The organism is Paenibacillus sp. DS2015 (assembly GCF_050433705.1).
Taxonomy (GTDB): Bacteria; Bacillota; Bacilli; order Paenibacillales; family Paenibacillaceae; genus Paenibacillus_AQ.
Window position 1 is genome coordinate 1 of sequence record NZ_JBNPWS010000051.1, and the last position, 17,927, is coordinate 17,927.

Annotated in this window: 18 protein-coding genes and 1 pseudogene; 5 read left to right on the forward strand and 14 right to left on the reverse strand. The window is 40.9% G+C overall.

From position 1 onward, the window contains the following. Nucleotides 1-122 precede the first annotated feature (122 nt). The 9 genes from J2T13_RS25210 to J2T13_RS25250 form a co-directional block, all read right to left on the reverse strand. Nucleotides 123-509 (reverse strand): VOC family protein, encoded by a 387-nt coding sequence (locus tag J2T13_RS25210; protein WP_429375350.1) that lies wholly within the window; start codon nt 507-509, stop codon nt 123-125. 265 nt (nt 510-774) lie between these two features. Beyond that, the gene (locus tag J2T13_RS25215) at nt 775-1,638 is read right to left on the reverse strand and encodes an ornithine carbamoyltransferase (protein ID WP_429375351.1); all 864 of its coding nucleotides are present in this window, start codon (nt 1,636-1,638) and stop codon (nt 775-777) included. 496 nt (nt 1,639-2,134) lie between these two features. Then, nucleotides 2,135-2,824, reverse strand: coding sequence for a response regulator transcription factor (locus J2T13_RS25220; RefSeq protein WP_429375352.1), 690 nt, complete (start codon nt 2,822-2,824; stop codon nt 2,135-2,137). Nucleotides 2,825-2,866: 42 nt separating this feature from the next. Further along, the gene (locus tag J2T13_RS25225; protein ID WP_429375354.1) at nt 2,867-4,345 is read right to left on the reverse strand and encodes an ATP-binding protein; all 1,479 of its coding nucleotides are present in this window, start codon (nt 4,343-4,345) and stop codon (nt 2,867-2,869) included. A 36-nt stretch (nt 4,346-4,381) separates the two neighbouring features. Beyond that, nucleotides 4,382-6,655: an MMPL family transporter gene (locus tag J2T13_RS25230; protein ID WP_429375355.1), complete on the reverse strand. Its 2,274-nt coding sequence runs from the start codon at nt 6,653-6,655 to the stop codon at nt 4,382-4,384. 156 nt (nt 6,656-6,811) lie between these two features. Then, a complete protein-coding gene (locus J2T13_RS25235; RefSeq protein WP_429375357.1) occupies nt 6,812-7,276 on the reverse strand; it encodes an N-acetyltransferase family protein in 465 nt (154 codons plus the stop codon). Between the two features lie 215 nt (nt 7,277-7,491). Further along, complete coding sequence (locus tag J2T13_RS25240; RefSeq protein WP_429375359.1) at nt 7,492-7,986, reverse strand: hypothetical protein; 495 nt, start codon at nt 7,984-7,986, stop codon at nt 7,492-7,494. A 70-nt stretch (nt 7,987-8,056) separates the two neighbouring features. Further along, nucleotides 8,057-8,254 (reverse strand): hypothetical protein, encoded by a 198-nt coding sequence (locus tag J2T13_RS25245; RefSeq protein ID WP_429375361.1) that lies wholly within the window; start codon nt 8,252-8,254, stop codon nt 8,057-8,059. A 488-nt stretch (nt 8,255-8,742) separates the two neighbouring features. After that, complete coding sequence (locus J2T13_RS25250) at nt 8,743-10,548, reverse strand: alpha-glycosidase (RefSeq protein ID WP_429375363.1); 1,806 nt, start codon at nt 10,546-10,548, stop codon at nt 8,743-8,745. Between the two features lie 453 nt (nt 10,549-11,001). Here J2T13_RS25250 and J2T13_RS25255 point away from each other — a divergent pair, with 453 nt between their 5' ends. From J2T13_RS25255 to J2T13_RS25265, 3 genes are read left to right on the forward strand one after another with little or no spacing between them, the layout of a single operon-like run. After that, a complete protein-coding gene (locus tag J2T13_RS25255) occupies nt 11,002-12,306 on the forward strand; it encodes a sugar ABC transporter substrate-binding protein (RefSeq protein ID WP_429375365.1) in 1,305 nt (434 codons plus the stop codon). 19 nt (nt 12,307-12,325) lie between these two features. Beyond that, nucleotides 12,326-13,633 carry an ABC transporter permease subunit gene (locus tag J2T13_RS25260; protein ID WP_429375367.1) on the forward strand — a complete coding sequence of 436 codons (1,308 nt, stop codon included), beginning with the start codon at nt 12,326-12,328 and terminating at the stop codon, nt 13,631-13,633. Then, a complete protein-coding gene (locus J2T13_RS25265; RefSeq protein ID WP_429375369.1) occupies nt 13,630-14,466 on the forward strand; it encodes a sugar ABC transporter permease in 837 nt (278 codons plus the stop codon). Before J2T13_RS25260 ends, J2T13_RS25265 begins: the two co-directional genes overlap by 4 nt. Nucleotides 14,467-14,954: 488 nt before the next feature. On the opposite strand, the gene J2T13_RS25270 is transcribed toward J2T13_RS25265, so the two are convergent. The 5 genes from J2T13_RS25270 to J2T13_RS25290 all read right to left on the reverse strand — a co-directional run bounded on the left by J2T13_RS25270 (nt 14,955) and on the right by J2T13_RS25290 (nt 17,297). Next, nucleotides 14,955-15,560 (reverse strand): hypothetical protein, encoded by a 606-nt coding sequence (locus tag J2T13_RS25270; RefSeq protein WP_429375371.1) that lies wholly within the window; start codon nt 15,558-15,560, stop codon nt 14,955-14,957. Next, complete coding sequence (locus J2T13_RS25275; protein ID WP_429375373.1) at nt 15,557-16,186, reverse strand: DJ-1/PfpI family protein; 630 nt, start codon at nt 16,184-16,186, stop codon at nt 15,557-15,559. The genes J2T13_RS25270 and J2T13_RS25275 overlap by 4 nt, the downstream gene beginning before the upstream one ends. 57 nt (nt 16,187-16,243) lie before the next feature. Beyond that, on the reverse strand, nt 16,244-16,384 hold the full coding sequence (locus tag J2T13_RS25280) for a hypothetical protein (protein WP_429375375.1): 141 nt from the start codon (nt 16,382-16,384) through the stop codon (nt 16,244-16,246). Nucleotides 16,385-16,427: 43 nt separating this feature from the next. Continuing rightward, nucleotides 16,428-16,961, reverse strand: a complete 534-nt coding sequence (locus J2T13_RS25285; RefSeq protein ID WP_429375377.1) for a dihydrofolate reductase family protein — start codon at nt 16,959-16,961, stop codon at nt 16,428-16,430. 156 nt (nt 16,962-17,117) lie between these two features. Further along, complete coding sequence (locus J2T13_RS25290) at nt 17,118-17,297, reverse strand: hypothetical protein (protein ID WP_429375379.1); 180 nt, start codon at nt 17,295-17,297, stop codon at nt 17,118-17,120. 51 nt (nt 17,298-17,348) lie between these two features. Between J2T13_RS25290 and J2T13_RS25295 the strand changes: the two genes are divergently transcribed. Together J2T13_RS25295 and J2T13_RS25300 are read left to right on the forward strand one after the other, a co-directional pair. Beyond that, nucleotides 17,349-17,528: a phage integrase N-terminal SAM-like domain-containing protein gene (locus J2T13_RS25295; protein ID WP_429375380.1), complete on the forward strand. Its 180-nt coding sequence runs from the start codon at nt 17,349-17,351 to the stop codon at nt 17,526-17,528. A gap of 87 nt (nt 17,529-17,615) precedes the next feature. Beyond that, a pseudogene (locus J2T13_RS25300) lies at nt 17,616-17,732 on the forward strand (sigma factor-like helix-turn-helix DNA-binding protein); the annotation flags it as partial. Nucleotides 17,733-17,927: the final 195 nt, after the last annotated feature.

A 17,927-nucleotide genomic window follows, 5' to 3' on the forward strand; every position in this document is an offset into this window, starting at 1 on the left:
TGCTCATATGTTCACGATCGTGGTAGCCTTCATACCGTCGTTATGAAGGCCTTTTTTTCGGGCAACTGCGCAACCAATCCAAAGTGTTATGCGATGCCCCGGACATCTCTGAGAAAGCTCAATCAATTATTCATTTCTGTATTTACGTTTGTATATATGTTTACTATATTTCCATCCAAATCCTGAATCAAAAACGATCGTCTTCCCCAAGGGTAAGTCTCTGGTAATTTAATGAATTTGACATCATATATTTTTAATCTTTCATATTCTTCATCAACACTATCAACTTCTAATTCAATAGTACATCCACCATGACCGATTCCATTTGTGCTACCAGGCGCCAAATTTTCCATTCCCTGCTTTGAACAAATATCAATATGGTAATCTCCCTTGACCCGTAAGCGTGCTGCTATTTCATCTCCTACAGCCTCAACTTGTAAAATATTTTTATAAAATTCCATTAAACTAATTACATCATCTGTGATTAAACACACTCCACTAAATTTCATATTTCTTGCCTTCTTTCATTATTTTTTTTGTGCTTAATTTTTTGTAATTATTGTTTTTTTCCGGGGTTTCGCATAACGTTTGGCATTCCTGACGTTCAAGCAGCTTAAGTGACCAAAGGGAACGGGTCGTAAGACTTAGCTGGTTGAATGTATCGCCTGAATACACTCCTTGGAAATGCATCTTAGCGATCAAGGGCGAATGCCCGCAGTAGGAGTGCATTGTTATAAGATGTCCCCACCTTCGGAGCGTTACTCGACAATATTTCTACTGAATTGAGCTACTATTAATTCCACAACAAGATAAAATGATTGCTTGTTGTACATACAACAAGTTCTTTTTAAATTCATACCCGACAAAGTAATTCGAGGAAATAGCTTCTTCAGTAACTTCTTCATTTCTAAAAAATGGGGGACAGGGATTTAAAATCGAATGTTTTCTTGTTAACTCCAATCTTTCTAAGTTTATTTGATATTTACTGAAATACTCTTTTGTTCGTAATTCAACAGGTAACGAATCAGTCAGAATCACATCACTGTCTATTAATACAGACTCGAGTTCTGTATGAAACTTATAATTACGATTATCCGCTTTCAACACATTACCGTGCGAACAAACATGATTAAATTTGAGATCCATAATTTCCGAAATATCTGACCAAGATCTTGAGATATTGCCAGCTGGTCCAACAAAGGTGTACACAAGATCTTTATAGTTCTCTTTCAGGCTTCTAATTGAGTACAGATCGGAAATAACCTCACAAGGATGATTTTCAGTAGTCATCGCATTTATGATTGGAATAGATGAATATCTTGATAATTCTAGAACTTTCGAATAATCTGAGTGTCTAATAACAACGCCATCCGCCCAGTTCTCGAGGTATTGTATGCGATCCTGTAACTCTTCTCTCGCATCTAATGATTCAGGAGGAAAAACTATGCAATTTCCTCCCAAGTCTTTAATACCTCTTTCAAAAGTAATTCTAGTTCTGATACTTGTTTCAGGGAAAAATAGCACGAATGTTTTTTCGCTTAATAATTTTGAATGTTTTTTCATTTTTAAAATATCAGTCATATTAAAGATTTCAGATATTTGATCCTCTGTTAAATCATTAAGATTTAATAGATTCATAAAACTACCAACTCCTTTGAATCTTTCTAAAATTTTTTACCTTTGTGGGGATTTCTTATAACTACTAATCCACGAATTCGCCTATCCCTCTCGTACAGATGTATAGGCGAGTTCGCTTTAATCTTCCCTATAAGGTGATAGACGAAGCTATTCGTCCTCTACGATTGCTAATCCCTGCCTCCATCCGATCGAGTGGGATCTAGATGCGACGGACCTCTTGGATGTTAACGTACTTCCGAATATGAGTGGTTTTACGCTCAGGATCAAGAGCTGCCTGCTTGTTTAGCGCAAATGACTTCACCGAGTCGAAGTCCAGACAAGTATATCCAGGCTATCCATGTTCGATGTTTTAGAAGTTGCAATTCCCTCAGCTAGCCTTTTTATACATTCGCTATCATCCCTGTAATACCCTTCCAAAATATATAATATACTCTCAAGAAACTCAGACAAAAAAAGACAAACTGCTCATTCGAGCAATCTGCCTTCCTGTACTGGGTTAAGCTATAAATCGATAACCCACTCCCCAAATGGTTTCAATGTACTGAGGGGAGGCTGGGTCAGTTTCTATCTTTTCTCTTATTTTCCCGATATGGACGGTTACTGTAGCAACATCTCCGACTGCATTCATACCCCAGACTTTTTCAAAAATCGCATCCTTGCCTAGAACTATGTCTAAGTTAGCCGCTAAATATGCCAGAAGTTCGAATTCCTTAGTCGTTAAATTGATTTCTTGTTCATTCAAAAATACTCTTCGCGAGGCTTTATCTATCGTGAGACCACGAACGGAAATACGATCCTGATTACGAACCCCTAAGCCAGCTAAACGCTCATAACGAGCTAAATGCGCTTTCACTCGAGCCACCATCTCACTCGGGCTAAAAGGTTTCGTCATATAATCGTCCGCTCCTAGACCAAGTCCACGGATAATATCAATATCTTCTATCTTAGCGGTAATCATCAGAATGGGAATATCTTTAGTCAAGCGGATTTGGCGACAAATCTCGAATCCATCCACTTTGGGAAGCATCAGGTCAAGAATAATGAAGTCGAAGTCCTCCTTGATAGCTCTAGCTAGTCCTACATCTCCCTGCTGCTCCATCTCTACAGAAAATCCGTTAATCTCTAGATAATCTCTTTGCAGCTCTGCAATACTTCGCTCATCTTCAATGATTAATACTCGCTTCATTGCTATTCCCTCCGCACATCCATCTCCAGATTAAAGCTAATATTACTCGGCACTTTTAAGTGTGAAATAAATAGTTGTCCCCTTACCCAATTCGCTCTTAACTCCGATATCTCCTCCATGAGCTTGAATGATTTGTTTAGCAATGGCTAAACCTAGCCCACTTCCACCATTATGTTTATTTCTTGAAGGGTCCGAACGATAAAATTGGTCAAAGATATGTGGAAGATCCTGTTCCGCTATGCCCAACCCATTATCATGAATTTCGACAAAAGCATACCCTTCCTCCAGCTCAAAGGGAGATATACGGATCGTAATCTCTTTATTATCTTTATCCATAAAATTCACGCTGTTGTCAATAATATTAGTGAAGACCCGCTTCAGCCGATGGTAATCCACTTTGACTAACATCAACGTCTCTTCCTGATGAATGTAGTGCAGTTGCACTCCCTTTTTCTCCAAATCAAGTTTAACGCCTTCAATCACTTCCTGCACATATCCGTCTAAGTTGGTGTCCACCCAATGAAACGGAATACTGTTCAGATCCAGCTTGGAATATAGAAATAATTCATCAATTAACTTATCCATATCATCGGCCTTCTCATGTATGGTTCTCATATATTTCTCCGTCTTCTGGGGGGTATCTGCAACTCCGTCCAGTATGCCGTCCACATAACCTTTAATAGCAGTAATCGGTGTTTTCAAATCATGGGAAATATTAGCGATAAGTTGCTTACGGTTCTCCTCATATTTCATTTTTTCTTGTATCGATTCTTTAAGCCGTACTCTCATATCCTCAAAAGCATTGCCAAGCTGTCCAAGTTCATCTTTGCTTCGGATCTGGATGGAATGATCTAGGTTTCCTTCTTTGATCTGCTCTGCTGCCATCTTCAGCTGTTTGAGAGGTCGAATAAGCTGGCGTGACATCCAATAGGTCAATAAGGCATTTGCAATAAGAAAGGCAAGTAAAAATGCCACAGCCAGTGCAGGTAATACCCTATTCACCAATCTACTAATTGGATCCGTATCGATCACAAGGAACAAATTCCCTTCACTATGATCACTGAACTCGAAAGCAAACTGCAATCCAATTAACCATTTTTCATTGAGATATAGTGATTCTTGCTTGTATTTGTAATGCTCCCCTTGCTGTAGCCCATACACTGGCAATTGGTTAATCATACTGCTATTTAGTATATTCGGTTGATTTACCAGCTTACCATCACGCAATAAGACAAGACTTGTTTTACGATGGACCAGCTTTTCCTCGATAGGGTTAATAACTTTGCGGTCGAGCAGCTGATCTGGATTTTCTAGCACGATACTTTGCAGATTAGCAAATACGATGATCTCTTCATGCAAGAAGTCTTCAACCGAAATGTTCTCCATATTGAAATGCGATTTGATCGAATCCATCTGTCCCACAAACAAGTGAAACAATAGATGCACAAAAATATATGTGAGCACAATGGGCACTAAAATCATTAACGCATAGGAGGTTAAAAGTTTGGTACGAATGGACATTGTGAGCCACCTTCATTTCGCGATTAAATAACGTTATTATTTATGTAGTGTCTTCGTTGCATCTTGTTTGTGAAGCGGATTCCACCAATTCCAGCTACCTAGTAATTTCATCGAAGCAGGTACCATAATCAAGCGGACAATGGTTGCATCTATAGCAATGGCGACCGCCATCCCCAGTCCAAGTTGTTGCATGGGCAAAATTCCAGCAAATGCAAATGAAGCAAACACAACTACCATGATAATTGCTGCGCCAGAAATCATTGGGGCGGTCTTTTCCACACCGAGTGCTACACTCTCCTCATTCGTATGACCATGATCATATTCCTCTTTCACACGACTTAGCAAGAACACTTCGTAGTCAGTACTTAGACTAAATAGTAGTCCGAGTAGCAGAATTGGGATAAAGTTCTGAATATACCCAAACTCTCCAAATCCAAAAATGTCAGAACCAAGTCCCCATTGAAACACGATAACTAACACGCCGTAAGTTGCCCCTAAAGAGAGTAAATTCAACAGAATAGCTTTGAGGGGCAATAGAATACTCTTAAATGTGATAAACAGAATCACAAATATCAAGGCTAATGTAAGGATCAGTACTTTGACTAAGCTTTCACGGAGTGATTTACTTACGTCTATTCCTTCTGCGGTTTCGCCTCCAACGTTAATAACGAATGGTTCTTTGGAAAATTCAGCTGGAATGATCTCTTCACGAATCTGCCTAACCAATTCCTTCTTCTCTTCACTTGAGGAGTGCTGATTCGAAATAATCTCAATCAATACTGTTTCACTATTCACGCTAATATAACGATTGATCAATGTCATCGCCTCTGGAGCCATTTGCTCGCGCTTGTTGATTAAGACATTTTGGATTATCGAAGCATCCACATTAGGAAAAAATGATAAATACGAGGAAACAGATGCTACACCATCCATCCGCTCTACTTTATTAATGAAGGAAGATATTAATATCTGGTTCTCAGGTTTAATTAATTCTTTATCCGATGCTTGCATCACAACCTGAATTGGGGAAGGAAAACCTATGCCAAATGCATCTTGAAGAGTCTCGACACCGTTACGGACATCAGAATCCTCTGACAGCATCCTCACATCGGGTGTCGATGTTCTAAGCTCTAGAGCTGGAATGGCTAGTAAGCCTAGGATGATCACTGAACCTAGTAAATACAGAACCGGTCGTTTCATTACCCTATGGGACAATTTGTACCAGCCTTTAGAATTTTTAGATAAGAAACGTATAGGGATTATCAAAGCATTCACTCTATTACCTAAGATAGCCAGCACCGCTGGTAGTAGGCTCATACTCGTTAATAACAGGAAAAAGACAACGACAATAACCCCTAACGCCATGGATCTAACTGCAGCGATTTGGACAAATAAGAGCGCTATCATTGAACCCATGATCGTCAAACTCGAGAAGATAATTGCATGACCTGCTGTGTACATCGTTTGGGATATGGCCTTCGAAATACCTATTGGAGAGATTAGTAGTTCCTCTCTGTACCTTGACACAAATATAAGTGCAAAATCAATACCTACACCAATGCCAATCATCATAGCCGAATCCATTATGAAGGTAGATAATTCCCATTGTTTCGCGAAAAGAGACAACACCCCCATGGTGATGGCAATCGAGGAGCCCGCAATGACTAGCGGCATGATCGAGGAAATGACAGATCTAAATAACAAAAGTAATACCAAGATAATGATGGGGATAGCATATACATGTGCTTTGGCCATTCCTTTCTGACTCGCCGCATTCACCTCACCCCATAAAGCAGGTGCCCCTAATATTGTCATATCTACGTTTAACGACTGTATTTCTCCGGATAATCGATCTTGAATTTCAGGCAGCACTTTCTGCGCAAAGCCTTCGTTAATGTTCATCTCAATAAATCCGATGGTCACATTTCCTTGCTCATTCTGGAACTGTGCCTTCATCTCCTCTGGTGCATCTAACCAAGTATATACACTTTCAATCGTTTCTTCTGACAAAAGGAATGCCTTGATCGCTGTTAATCGTTCAGAATATGCCGTTGAACCAACTTCATTGTTGGCATCTTGTGTGACAAACGACATTGATGTTGTACTTCTCGATTCAAAGTTTTCAGAAATCATTTGATACGCATGATAGGAACCTGAATCGGGAACGCCCCATCCCCCACCCGTTAATAATGGTCCTAGCTGACCCGCGTATATACCTCCAAATACAACTGCGATCACTAGCCAAACACACACGATCATCCAACGTGTTTTGACAACAAATCTACCCCAACCTTCTAATAACCATCTCACTTTCAACTACTCCCTCCATAGGGTAAGTCCCCTAAAGACATTGTAGTCGTCAGATATATCTTCCCTCTAAAGAAAATATAAAAAGTTTATAAACAAAAAAATACAGAAAACTCATTAGAGTAATCTGTTTGTCTATTAATATTTCGTTAATTGCACTTAATTCTTAGTACTCAAATAATAATGATAATATTGTTGATCTTTCGTGTATCCATTTCGTTCGTATAATCGTTGAGCTTGTTGATTATCAATTGCTGTTGATAATGCTAACCCCTTGGCTTTAATTTGTTTAGCATATTTCTTTGCTTCATCTAACAATAATTGAGCCACTCCTTGCTTCCGATATTCTTGAGTGACATATAGGTCATTTAGTATTAGAGATCTCTCCATCGAAACTGACGAAAAAACAGGATATAGTTGCGTAAATCCAACAATATTATTTTCGCTAACATCTCTTACCACAAAGATTATGGATTCTCGATGCTCAAATCGTTCAAATAAAAATTTAAGAGCTTGCTCCACATTAGATTCCTGACCATAAAATATGCGATACTCATTAAAGAGTTCTGATATCTCATGCAGATCTTCTATTGTCGATTGATTTACTTCATACTTTGTAATCATTGTTATCATCCTTCCTACTACCCTCTTATTTTATCTTCCAATATCCTTATCGAACATACGCTATTACCTGATTTAATTTCGCTACATCTCTAGGGCTAATCTTTAACGTTGATTCAGGATAACATGTTCCTCCATAAATATCTGATGCTGTTTAAGTAATGAATCTAACATATCCATAATTTCAACTTTTAACTACATAGCCGGCTCTTCAGTACCTAGTCAAGTTCATATTTTGAAAACTTTAATCCCATTAAACTTGTGCCATTGTCTTTCATACGATTACTGAATATTTCATTTTCAATAATCTGAAACATTATGGTTTCCCCCCATTCATCATGTGATCTAATCCCTTTCGAATTCAAATATTTAAGTCCTTGATTTATTCCTTTCAACTCCGTTTTTAGTCCACCTTTTTTAATGAGATTAAAATAATAATCTCTATAAATTAGAGATTCTGAAATCCAAAATGTTTTTATTTTATACTTTTTTGATAAGTTTAGTGGAAGTCTTGAATCCTCGATAAATCGACCTAATGTATCTACTATTAATAACCATGATTGTGTTTGTACAACTCCAAGAGCAGATTCCATTGAAACAGAACTGACTTCTTCAAAATAAAGCCCCTCTTTCGATTTATAGAAACCATCAAGAATACTATCTACCTCATCTTTACTTGTTTTTATACAAAGTAATCCAATATTCCATCCCATTTTCTCACCTCACTAAGTTTGATGGTATGTAATTAGGTTATTCTGAAAATGTCCGATTGCAAATATCAGACTAATCAATAAATACTAATTTATGATAGGTTCCATCTGTAAGTGGAAAGTTGTCCATACTTGAACTTTGATATAAAAATCCTAAATATGAATCTGCATTTGTCCACTTCGATCCAACAACGCTCTCCATATGCTCCCTAGATAAATACGGCTCGAATACAACCATCTTATCCCACTCAAAACTCGTAACTTCATCCATGATAAAGGTATCTTTGTAAGAAATTGTTGAAAACAAACTTTCTCTAAAATCTCGATTATCTTTGTTGTTAACATTGTATTTCAAATAATCAAGATAGCTAAGAGCAAATGGAATTAGTATTGCAATTATCGTTACTATCAGAATCCAATATTTAATTTTAGTTTCATTTAACCTCCTAAGTCCTACTTACAAAAGTAATTTGATTTTCGCTGATTTCTGTATAAAGTTTAATTACTTAACCGATATTCAAGTACCTCTAGTTTAAACTCTGGTGAATAAGAAACAAACCCTTTTGTTCGAAACCCTTCAATTCCACATTTTTCATATAACTTGGTGCACCATCTGTTCCTTCTAGGTATCTTAATACAATTTCAAGTTTTTCTTGTACTGAAAACTTCCACATAAAAAAAACTGCACCTCCAATTGTTAGTCGTGTCTAACAATTAGGGTGCAGTTCACTTTGGGGACAGCCTCTTCGTATTATTAGGTCAACCAGATGATGAGGTCTCCTCGTTTCGGATGTTTGTATATTGATTATAATTAACAGCTTGGAAAACCGCATACTCGAATTCAGGCAGAGAAAGGTTGAGCGATTCTTTGGCGGTTATTGTCCGCTCCTGCGTGTTCAGGTTTACCCACTCTGTGCTCACCCCGGGTACCGGAATGCAGACGTCGGCTGGAGTGTCGGCATTGTTCAGTACGATCATAAAACGGTCTTGTTCGTCCCACCTCTCATAAACAAGCAGTCTTGGATGCTCCGGGATCTCCAAAGTTTTAAAGCCGCTGCCGCGAAATGCGGAATGTGATTTACGCAGACTGATCGTCCAGCGATAGTATTCAAGCAATTCCCTGTTCTGTTTCCCTGAGTCCCACTCCATACATTTCCGGTTGTCCGGATCATATTCACCCTCCATGCCGATTTCTTCGCCATAGTAAATACAGGGAGTCCCTTGAAAGGTCATCTGGAACAGGACGGCCAGCTTTAATCGACGGATGTCACCACCGCAAAGTGACAGGAAACGTACCGTATCATGGCTGCTTAGAAGATTAAAGGAACCTTCAGTAATTTGCTGCGGATAATTGGCCAGCATTGTAGCGACCGATTGAGAGAACTGTACAGCGTTAGTCAGCCCGTGGGCGAAGAAATTAATTTGCATATTTGTGAGTGGATAATTCATGACAGCGTCAAACTGATCGCCGAGCAGCCATGGCAAGGAATCATGCATGATTTCACCTACGAGATAGGCTTCCGGATTTACAAGTTTGATCGCACTGCGGAATTCCCGCCAGAACTCATGAGAGACCTCATTGGAGACATCAAGCCGCCAACCGTCCATACCGATTTCCTCGATCCAATAGCGGCCTACATTCAGCAGATATTCCTTGACTTCAGGATTCTCAGTGTTGAGTTTAGGCATGATAGGTTCAAATGCAAACGTTTCATAAGTAGGGATCCCGTCATTTACCTGTGGCGGCCACTCACGCACATGAAACCAATCTGCGTAACGGGAAGAACGCCCATTGGCAAGCAGATCAACAAATGGAGGGAAGGCATGGCCGCAATGATTAAAGACACCGTCCAGGATGACGCGAATTCCTTTGGAATGGCAGGTATCCACAAGTTCTTTCAGCAATTGATTAGTTCCTAAGTGAGGATCAACCCTTAAATAATCCTTTGTGTCATATTTATGATTGGTGGTTGCCTCGAACAGAGGATTGAAGTAAATGGCATTAACGCCCAACTCACAGAGATAATCCAAATGATCTAATACACCCTGTAAGTCTCCTCCAAAAAAATTCTGTGGACCCGGCTTCCCCCCCCACTCCAACACGTTATCCGGGTCGTTGGTGGGATCACCATTCGCGAAACGCTCCGGGAAAATCTGATAAAATACAGCATCTTTCACCCATGGCGGCGGTGTATGCACATCTTCGCGGTTCAAAAAGGGAAAGTCGAACAGCCCTTCATATGCGACAGTTGGAGGCTCTGGGAAGAACCCTTTTTCCAAATAATATAGAACTTCATCCCTTGAATAAAGTCCAAAGTAATAAGTGAGTCTGCGATAAACCGGACGAACGGCTGCCTGCCAGTAATCGAACAAACCGTCAGAAGCCAGGCGCTGCATCGGAATCACCTCATGCGTTTTATCCCATCCATATTTGTCTCCGCAGAAAAGATTGATCCGTGATACGTCCTCCCGTTTGGTTCTTATGCGAATATGTAGCGTAGACTCATCGTAGGCATAAGACCAGTTCTGTCCCATGCGATGATAAACGGCTTCCAGTTGAATCATACCCACTTTCCCATCCCTTCGTGGCAGCCAAACGCAAAAAGGGCCAACCTCATTATGTTCGGAGGTTGAACCCTTGGCGGTTTCATTGCCTTTAAATTTGTCTGAATTGTACCATACCCTTCAAGATCAATACAAGTAATTATTTCCACATAAATTTTGGAAGATAAAATAGCTAGAATAGAATAGAATTAGAGAGGATAATAAAGGGAAAATACCATTAATATAACTAAACCGTCCAATTTGGACTTTTTTTGTTATTGCAATCTATTTTATGGATATTATAGAATAAGGGCGAACGGACCTGATTTTTCATAACACGCATCCAAATTAAAGGCACTGCTACCTGAGAAGGTACAACCTCGGCACTTTGTGCAAAAGAGGTTGTGCCTTTTTCTATGTTTTTTTCTATGCGTGACAGGTTTGATCACTCATGAATGAAGGGGAGATGAACAAATGAAGAAGAGAAAACGCTCCAAAGTGAAAGCGGTAACATTTAGTTTGGTGCTGAGTCTGCTGTTGGCATTGTCGGTCACTGCTTGTGGTTCAGGCAATGGGAATTCCGCCGTGAATAATGCGGAGGTGACCTCGAATGAGACGAATGCCGAGGATGAGGAAATGAAACCAGAAGCAGGGGCCAAACTGATGGTCTGGGAAGCCAAGGAGCAGCTTGACTACATGAAGCAGGTTGCCGCTGATTTTGAAAAAGAATATGGCATACCCGTCACGGTGCAGGAAATGGCGGGCGCCGATCAGGGTACAAGATTGACTACGGACGGCCCTTCCAAACTAGCCGCCGATGTGTTGACTCTCCCACATGACCAGATCGGGCTGGCCGTCAAAGCAGGGCTAATTTTACCCAATGATATTTATGAGGAAGAAACGAAATCCACCATGGTGGAGACGGCTGTACAGGCATCGTCTTACGACGGCATTCTGTACGGATATCCTAAATCGGTGGAAACTTATGCGCTGTTCTACAACAAAGACCTGATTTCCGAGGCTCCAAAAACCTGGGATGATGTGATTGCTTTTGCCAATACGTACAATAATCCGACAGAGAACAAATTTGCGATCATGTGGGAATTCGTTGGGTATTACAGCTATCCGTTCATTGGCAGCTTCGGCGGATACATCTACGGTGATAACAATACGAATATCAAGGATATCGGCCTGAATAACGAAGGCTCCGTCAAAGGATTTACCTTTCTTCAGAGTCTGAAAAACATTCTGCCGCTGAATGCAGGAGATATCACTTATGACGTTAAAACCCAATTGTTCCAGGAAGGCAAGCTGGCGATGAACATCGACGGGCCTTGGTCCGTAGCTGCGTTCAAGGATCATGTCAACCTGGGCGTGGCTCCTCTTCCTAAGGGACCTGACGGACAAGACAGCCTTTCTTTTTCCGGTGTCAAGTCGTATTATGTCAATTCCTACACGGATTATCCGGTCGCAGGTCGCTTGTTCGCCCATTTTGCAAGCAATAAGGAGAATCAGCTCAAGAACTTTAAAATGACGGGAGCGATTCCTGCGAGCACTGAAGCTGGAGAAGCGCAGGAAATCAAAGATGATCCAATTATCAGCGGATTTTTCGATCAGTTCCAAAATTCCGTGCCGATGCCTTCAATTTCAGAAATTAAATCCGTCTGGGAACCGCTAAAGGCAGCATATGTATCCCTGTGGAACGACCCAGGTCTTGATGTCAAACAGACGCTGGATCAGACAGTAAAGACGATTCAGGCCGATCTGGAGTCGAAGTAAAGGACAGGTGGTTTGACTTATGCAAAAAAATATAGGCGCAGCGTTACTTTCGACTGTTATTCCGGGACTGGGCCAGTTCTACAACCGACAGTTTCTGAAAGGATTAGTATTCCTGCTGGTTGGGTCTGCTGGGATCTATTTTATCGCCCATGATCTAGCCGGTCATATGCGCGGTTTGATCACACTTGGTGAATTTCCGAGCCGTATGGTCAAGGTAGGGAAGCTGACCCGGATGGTGGAGGGCGACCATTCCATTTTTATGATGATTGATGGCCTGATCGCTTTGCTGGTGCTCCTCTTTTACACAGCATTTCATTTGCTGAACATCAGGGACGCCTTCTTGGTTGGAGCTGCGTGGGACCGGAAACAGCCAATTCATTCATTCGGTGAATCACTCAGATATATGGGCCGCAGAAATTTTGCCTATCTTGTGTTGGCGATTCCCTTTGTGGCCGTGGTTTTTCTGACGATATTGCCGCTTATTTTTTCGGTGCTCCTGGCGTTTACGAACTATGCAGACCCGATTCTGCCGCCTGCGCATCTTGTAGATTGGGTGGGATTTGGAAATTTCAAGAAGATGGTCAGTCTGGATGTTTGGAGTTCGACCTTCGGTGGAGTGCTGACTTGGACACTGATCTGGGCGGTCATTGCCACTACGACGACTTACATTGGAGGTGTGCTCATCGCTGTCCTTATTCACCAGCCCCGTGTTCGGTGCAAAAAGCTTTGGCGCACGCTTCTGATCGTTCCCTTCACCATTCCCAATATGATCTCTTTGCTCGTCATGCGCAATATGTTCAATAATCAGTTTGGACCAATCAATAGTTATTTAAGAGCCTTGGGACTGGAGGGTGTGGCGTGGCTGACTAATCCGTTTTGGGCAAAAGTCACCGTAATTCTGGCTAATATGTGGATCGGAATTCCAATTACCATGATCCTAGCCTTTGGGGTGTTGACGACTATTCCAAGGGATATGTACGAAGCGGCCGAGGTGGATGGAGCAGGGTCATTCTTTAAATTCCGCATGATTACGCTGCCCATGGTGTTGTTCGCTACTGCTCCCATTCTGATCATGCAGTTTGCCGGCAACATTAACAGCTTTAACGTCATTTATCTAATGACCAACGGAGAACCAGTCAATCCCAATTACCAGTTCGCGGGCCACACCGACCTGTTAGTTACCTGGCTCTATAAACTGGCGCTTAACCAGTCGCAGTATAGCTTTGCTTCTGTAATCGGGATTGTCATCTTCCTACTGGTCGCGACCTTCTCCATCTGGAGCTACCGCCGGACGCGATCCTACAAAGAGGAGGATATGATTTCATGAAGCTAAGACCCACGGAAGCGATAAAAACATTTGTAAGCCACTTTCTGTTGATTATTCTCAGTTTCATCAGCTTGTTCCCGGCCTTCTGGATTATGATGTCTTCGTTCAAGACGGGGAATAGTCTCTTCAGTGACTCATTGATTCCTAAAGAATTTACATTTGTTCACTACAAGGACCTGTTCGAGCAGACAAAATATCTGTTATGGTTTCTGAATACACTTAAAGTTGCGGCGTTGTCAACGCTGCTTGGCACCTTCCTGCTGCTACTGACTTCGTATGCCATCTCCCGGTATCGATTCACGGGCAGAAAAACTACGCTCACCACGTTGCTCGTTCTGCAGATGTTCCCAGGTTTCATGGCCATGATTGCAGTTTACGTGCTTCTGAACACACTGGGGCTACTGAATTCCCATTGGGCGCTTGTGCTCGTCTACAGTAGCGGCGCAATTATCACGAATGTTTTTGTGGCTAAAGGTTTTTTTGATACCATTCCTAAAAGTCTGGAAGATGCTGCGCGAATGGATGGGGCGAGTCATATGAAAGTCTTTCTCTCCATAATGATCCCACTGTCCAAGCCGATGCTCACCTATGCCAGTCTTATGATATTTAACGGCTGCTTTGTGGACTTCATATTTGCTGACCTTGTATTACGTACGGAGGAGACTAGAACGCTCGCCGTCGGGCTTTACCGGATGGTGAATCAGAACAACTCGACGGAATTTACGTTGTTCGCCGCCGGAGCGGTGCTGGTCGCCCTTCCAGTCACGCTGCTGTTCATTTTTCTTCAGCGTTTCCTGGTGGACGGCCTGACGGCAGGCGCAAGCAAAGGCTAAATACGGATTACGACTCCCTCTCGTAAGGTTATTGCTTGTGATCCAACAGAAACATGACTTGAACCATAAAAACCGCTTCCTTTTCAGAAGAGCAAGGTTCTGAAAAGGAAGCGGTTCTAAACATTTTTCTAGCAATCCTTGATATGCATGAGGCAGTACCTTTACTCCCCATTCTCCACCTTCTATTTTTTAACTCACGATCCCTTCTCTCTCTATTGATCATCTATGCTTTCATATAACGTTGCATGAATATACTTTAGTGAAGTTTGTATTTACATTTACCCAATAAATATAGTGATTTCTTCATCAATAAGGGCTTCAAGTAATTTTTCTATAAGAAAATCTATTCTCCTATTTATATAAATAAAATCATCATAATTAAGGTGGGTCTTCGCCCAATTTCTTAATAGATTCAATTCTTCAATAAGTAAGGGAAGATCTTTCTTAGATGTCCATCCTCGCCTTCTAGAAATTACTTAATTAAACTCTTATCTTCCTAATATTATTATTTTTCCCTTTTCGTCTATTCCTCTAAATATAAATCCTCCAGCATCTTTTGTTTTTAGTTCGCTGTAAGCTGCTGCGAAACCATCTTCTAATTTTAATTCGATAAATACCGTTGAGTTTTCCTTTATTTCTTCAATATTATCTAATATTACGTTATCGATATTATCATTACTTACAATTACTCTCTTAATTTCAGGATTATCTGATGCGACTGCGAATATAGTTTCAAACATCTTATTGGAATTTAAACTCGCCGACCATGTCCGTTTAATGTCTCCCTCTTGCCCAACCACTGGTGTCATGGGGTATAACTCAGCAACATGAGATACGTGATAAAAGATATCCCATTTAGGTTCCACTAGTTTTGCATAGTTGCCATTGTTAGTCTTCCAAATAATTGTTTTCTTATTTCCATAATCTTTTACATATATCACTTCACCATCTTTGGAAGGATATGAATTCCTAATGGCATTATTCTCAGTAAGAGAATACCCAGATTTATTAAATAAATAAATTATCAGTAATAACAAAACGATTAGTACTATCGATCTTCGTAGGATTTTACGGTCCATAAATACTCCTTTCATTTACGGTTTGTAGGGATTTCGTATAACAGTTGGCATTCCTGACGTTCAAACGGCTTGATCCCTTGCACTTCATATGGATAGTCAATTTGTTTCTTTATGATTTCAACTGCATCCTTGTTTACAAAAAGCTCAACTATATATAATGCGAGGTCAATAGATGTCGATACTCCCCCGGCTGTTATTAGGTTACCATCTCTTACAATTCTAGTTTTTATAACTTCTTTACAATAGGGTTCTAGTAATTCATAAGCATTTGGATGTGTTGTTGATTTCTTATTCTTTAAGAATCCCGCAGCTCCCAGTAAAAGTGAACCTGTACAAACAGAAACTATGTAATTAACATTCTCAGCTTGTCGTAACCATGAAATAAATTCCTCATCAAATCTAAGCTCTCTTGTTCCCCTTCCTCCGGGGACAAATAATAAATCATATTCTGATAGATCTGGCTTGATCTTGTTTACTTTAATTGTTAATCCTAATTCATCGGATATTTCTTCTGACAGACCACAAATATCCCAGGTTGTTCCTTTTGTTTCTTCAAACAAATTCAAGCGATAGATAACATCATAAAATCCAATAAAGTCTAAAAACGTAATCCCGTTAAAGAGAACAAAACCAATCTTCAAATGAATAACCTCCTTATTCAATCGCTATTACAGGTATTTCAGCTAACGTTTCTGCATTCACGAACCCTCACTCCTTAAGTGACCGAAGAGAACGGCCGCGATGCGGTTAGTCGGTTCGGATGTGTCCGCTGAATCTACTTCACTGCTGCTGAAATCCTGCCCTAAATCATATTCTGGCTTTGGATATTTCGTTCTCATATATCTTATCTTTTAGTGTCTTGTAAAATAATCCAGGTCGGCCTCAACTATTCCCATCTGCAGATTTTTGCACCTCGTACTCGAGGAGCACCATTCCGCTGGGGTAGACGCGGTGTCTAATAAATGCCAATCGTCGACGCACTCCGTGCGAAGCGAGCAGTGGAACCCCACTTCCCAAAAGTATCGGGATGATCGCCGGTTCGACCGTATCTACAAGATTCCACGCGAGAAGCTGGGACAAGAGATCCCCTCCTCCGTAGAGCCAGATATCTCGACCATCTTGAGCACGAAGCTCGCGAACTCGCGCTTCAAGCTCCTCGCTCACGACCTCAACATCTGGATGATCTTCTTGCCGAAGTGATCGCGAGGCTACGATCACTTGCTTTCCGGGAAAGCTTTCACCCATAGAATGTACGATCTCGTACGTCCGGCGACCCATAAGTAATGTATCGAACTGCGCATGAAGCGCTTCGAAATCAAACGAGGGCTCTGGAGTAATCCAGTCGAACTCATCTTCTTCAGGTCCTGCGATGAAGCCATCCAGACTACATGCAACTTGGTATCGTATCCGTCTCATCCGAACATCACCTCAATCTCATTTGTTTGAATTTATCTATTTCAACCAAGAAATTCATCTACGATTGTTATAGTTCATACATCGTTGAAAAATCTCCTTTGTATAATACTGCAGTAATTACGCATAACGTTCCCGTATCCACGACTTCTCACCGACTTAAGCGACCAACGGGAGCGGCTGCAATACGGTTAGTTTGTGTGGATGTGTCCGCTGAACCTGCTTCCCTGCCGATTGCTTCTCGCGGACCGAGGAGCCGTCAGGCTCCGAAGCGTGGATATAATGTTGAACTAAACCGCTACGCGGTAGCTTATTAAATCCTACAATCCTTACTGCCATTTTACCACGCCTTCCTTTATTATCTAGTAAAAAAAGGAAGGTGTGTTATCTATGCAAGATTGGATTCAATCCATGACGTTTTCAATGGAGTTACGAGGTTTTGCCAAAAGTACTCAAAGAACTTATTCAGCCCATATGCGACGTTTCTATTCATTTTGTGGTAAGCCTCCTGCATCCGTTGGGTACGATGAAGTTCGAGCTTTTCTTCATCATGTGTATCTGTTAACTTAAAAGTACGCCAACGTAATCATTTAAAACTCCCCCACCCAAACCGATATAACCCATAGAATCATAACGATAATGTGGGGGTTGGGAGAGATGATCAGTTTGATTCAAAAACAGAATATTATCTTGATGCATCATCGAGAAGGAAGATCACAGAGAGAGATTGGCCGAATGACAGGAGTGGATCGTAAAACCATTCGTAAATACATTGTTGAACTAAACCGCTACGCGGTAGCTTATTAAATCCTACAATCCTTACTGCCATTTTACCACGTTTTCCTTTATTATCTAGTAAAAAAAGGAAGGTGTGTTATTTATGCAAGATTTGATTCAATCTATGACGTTTTCAATGGAGTTACGGGGCTTTGCCAAAAGCACTCAAAAGACTTATTTAGCGCACATGAA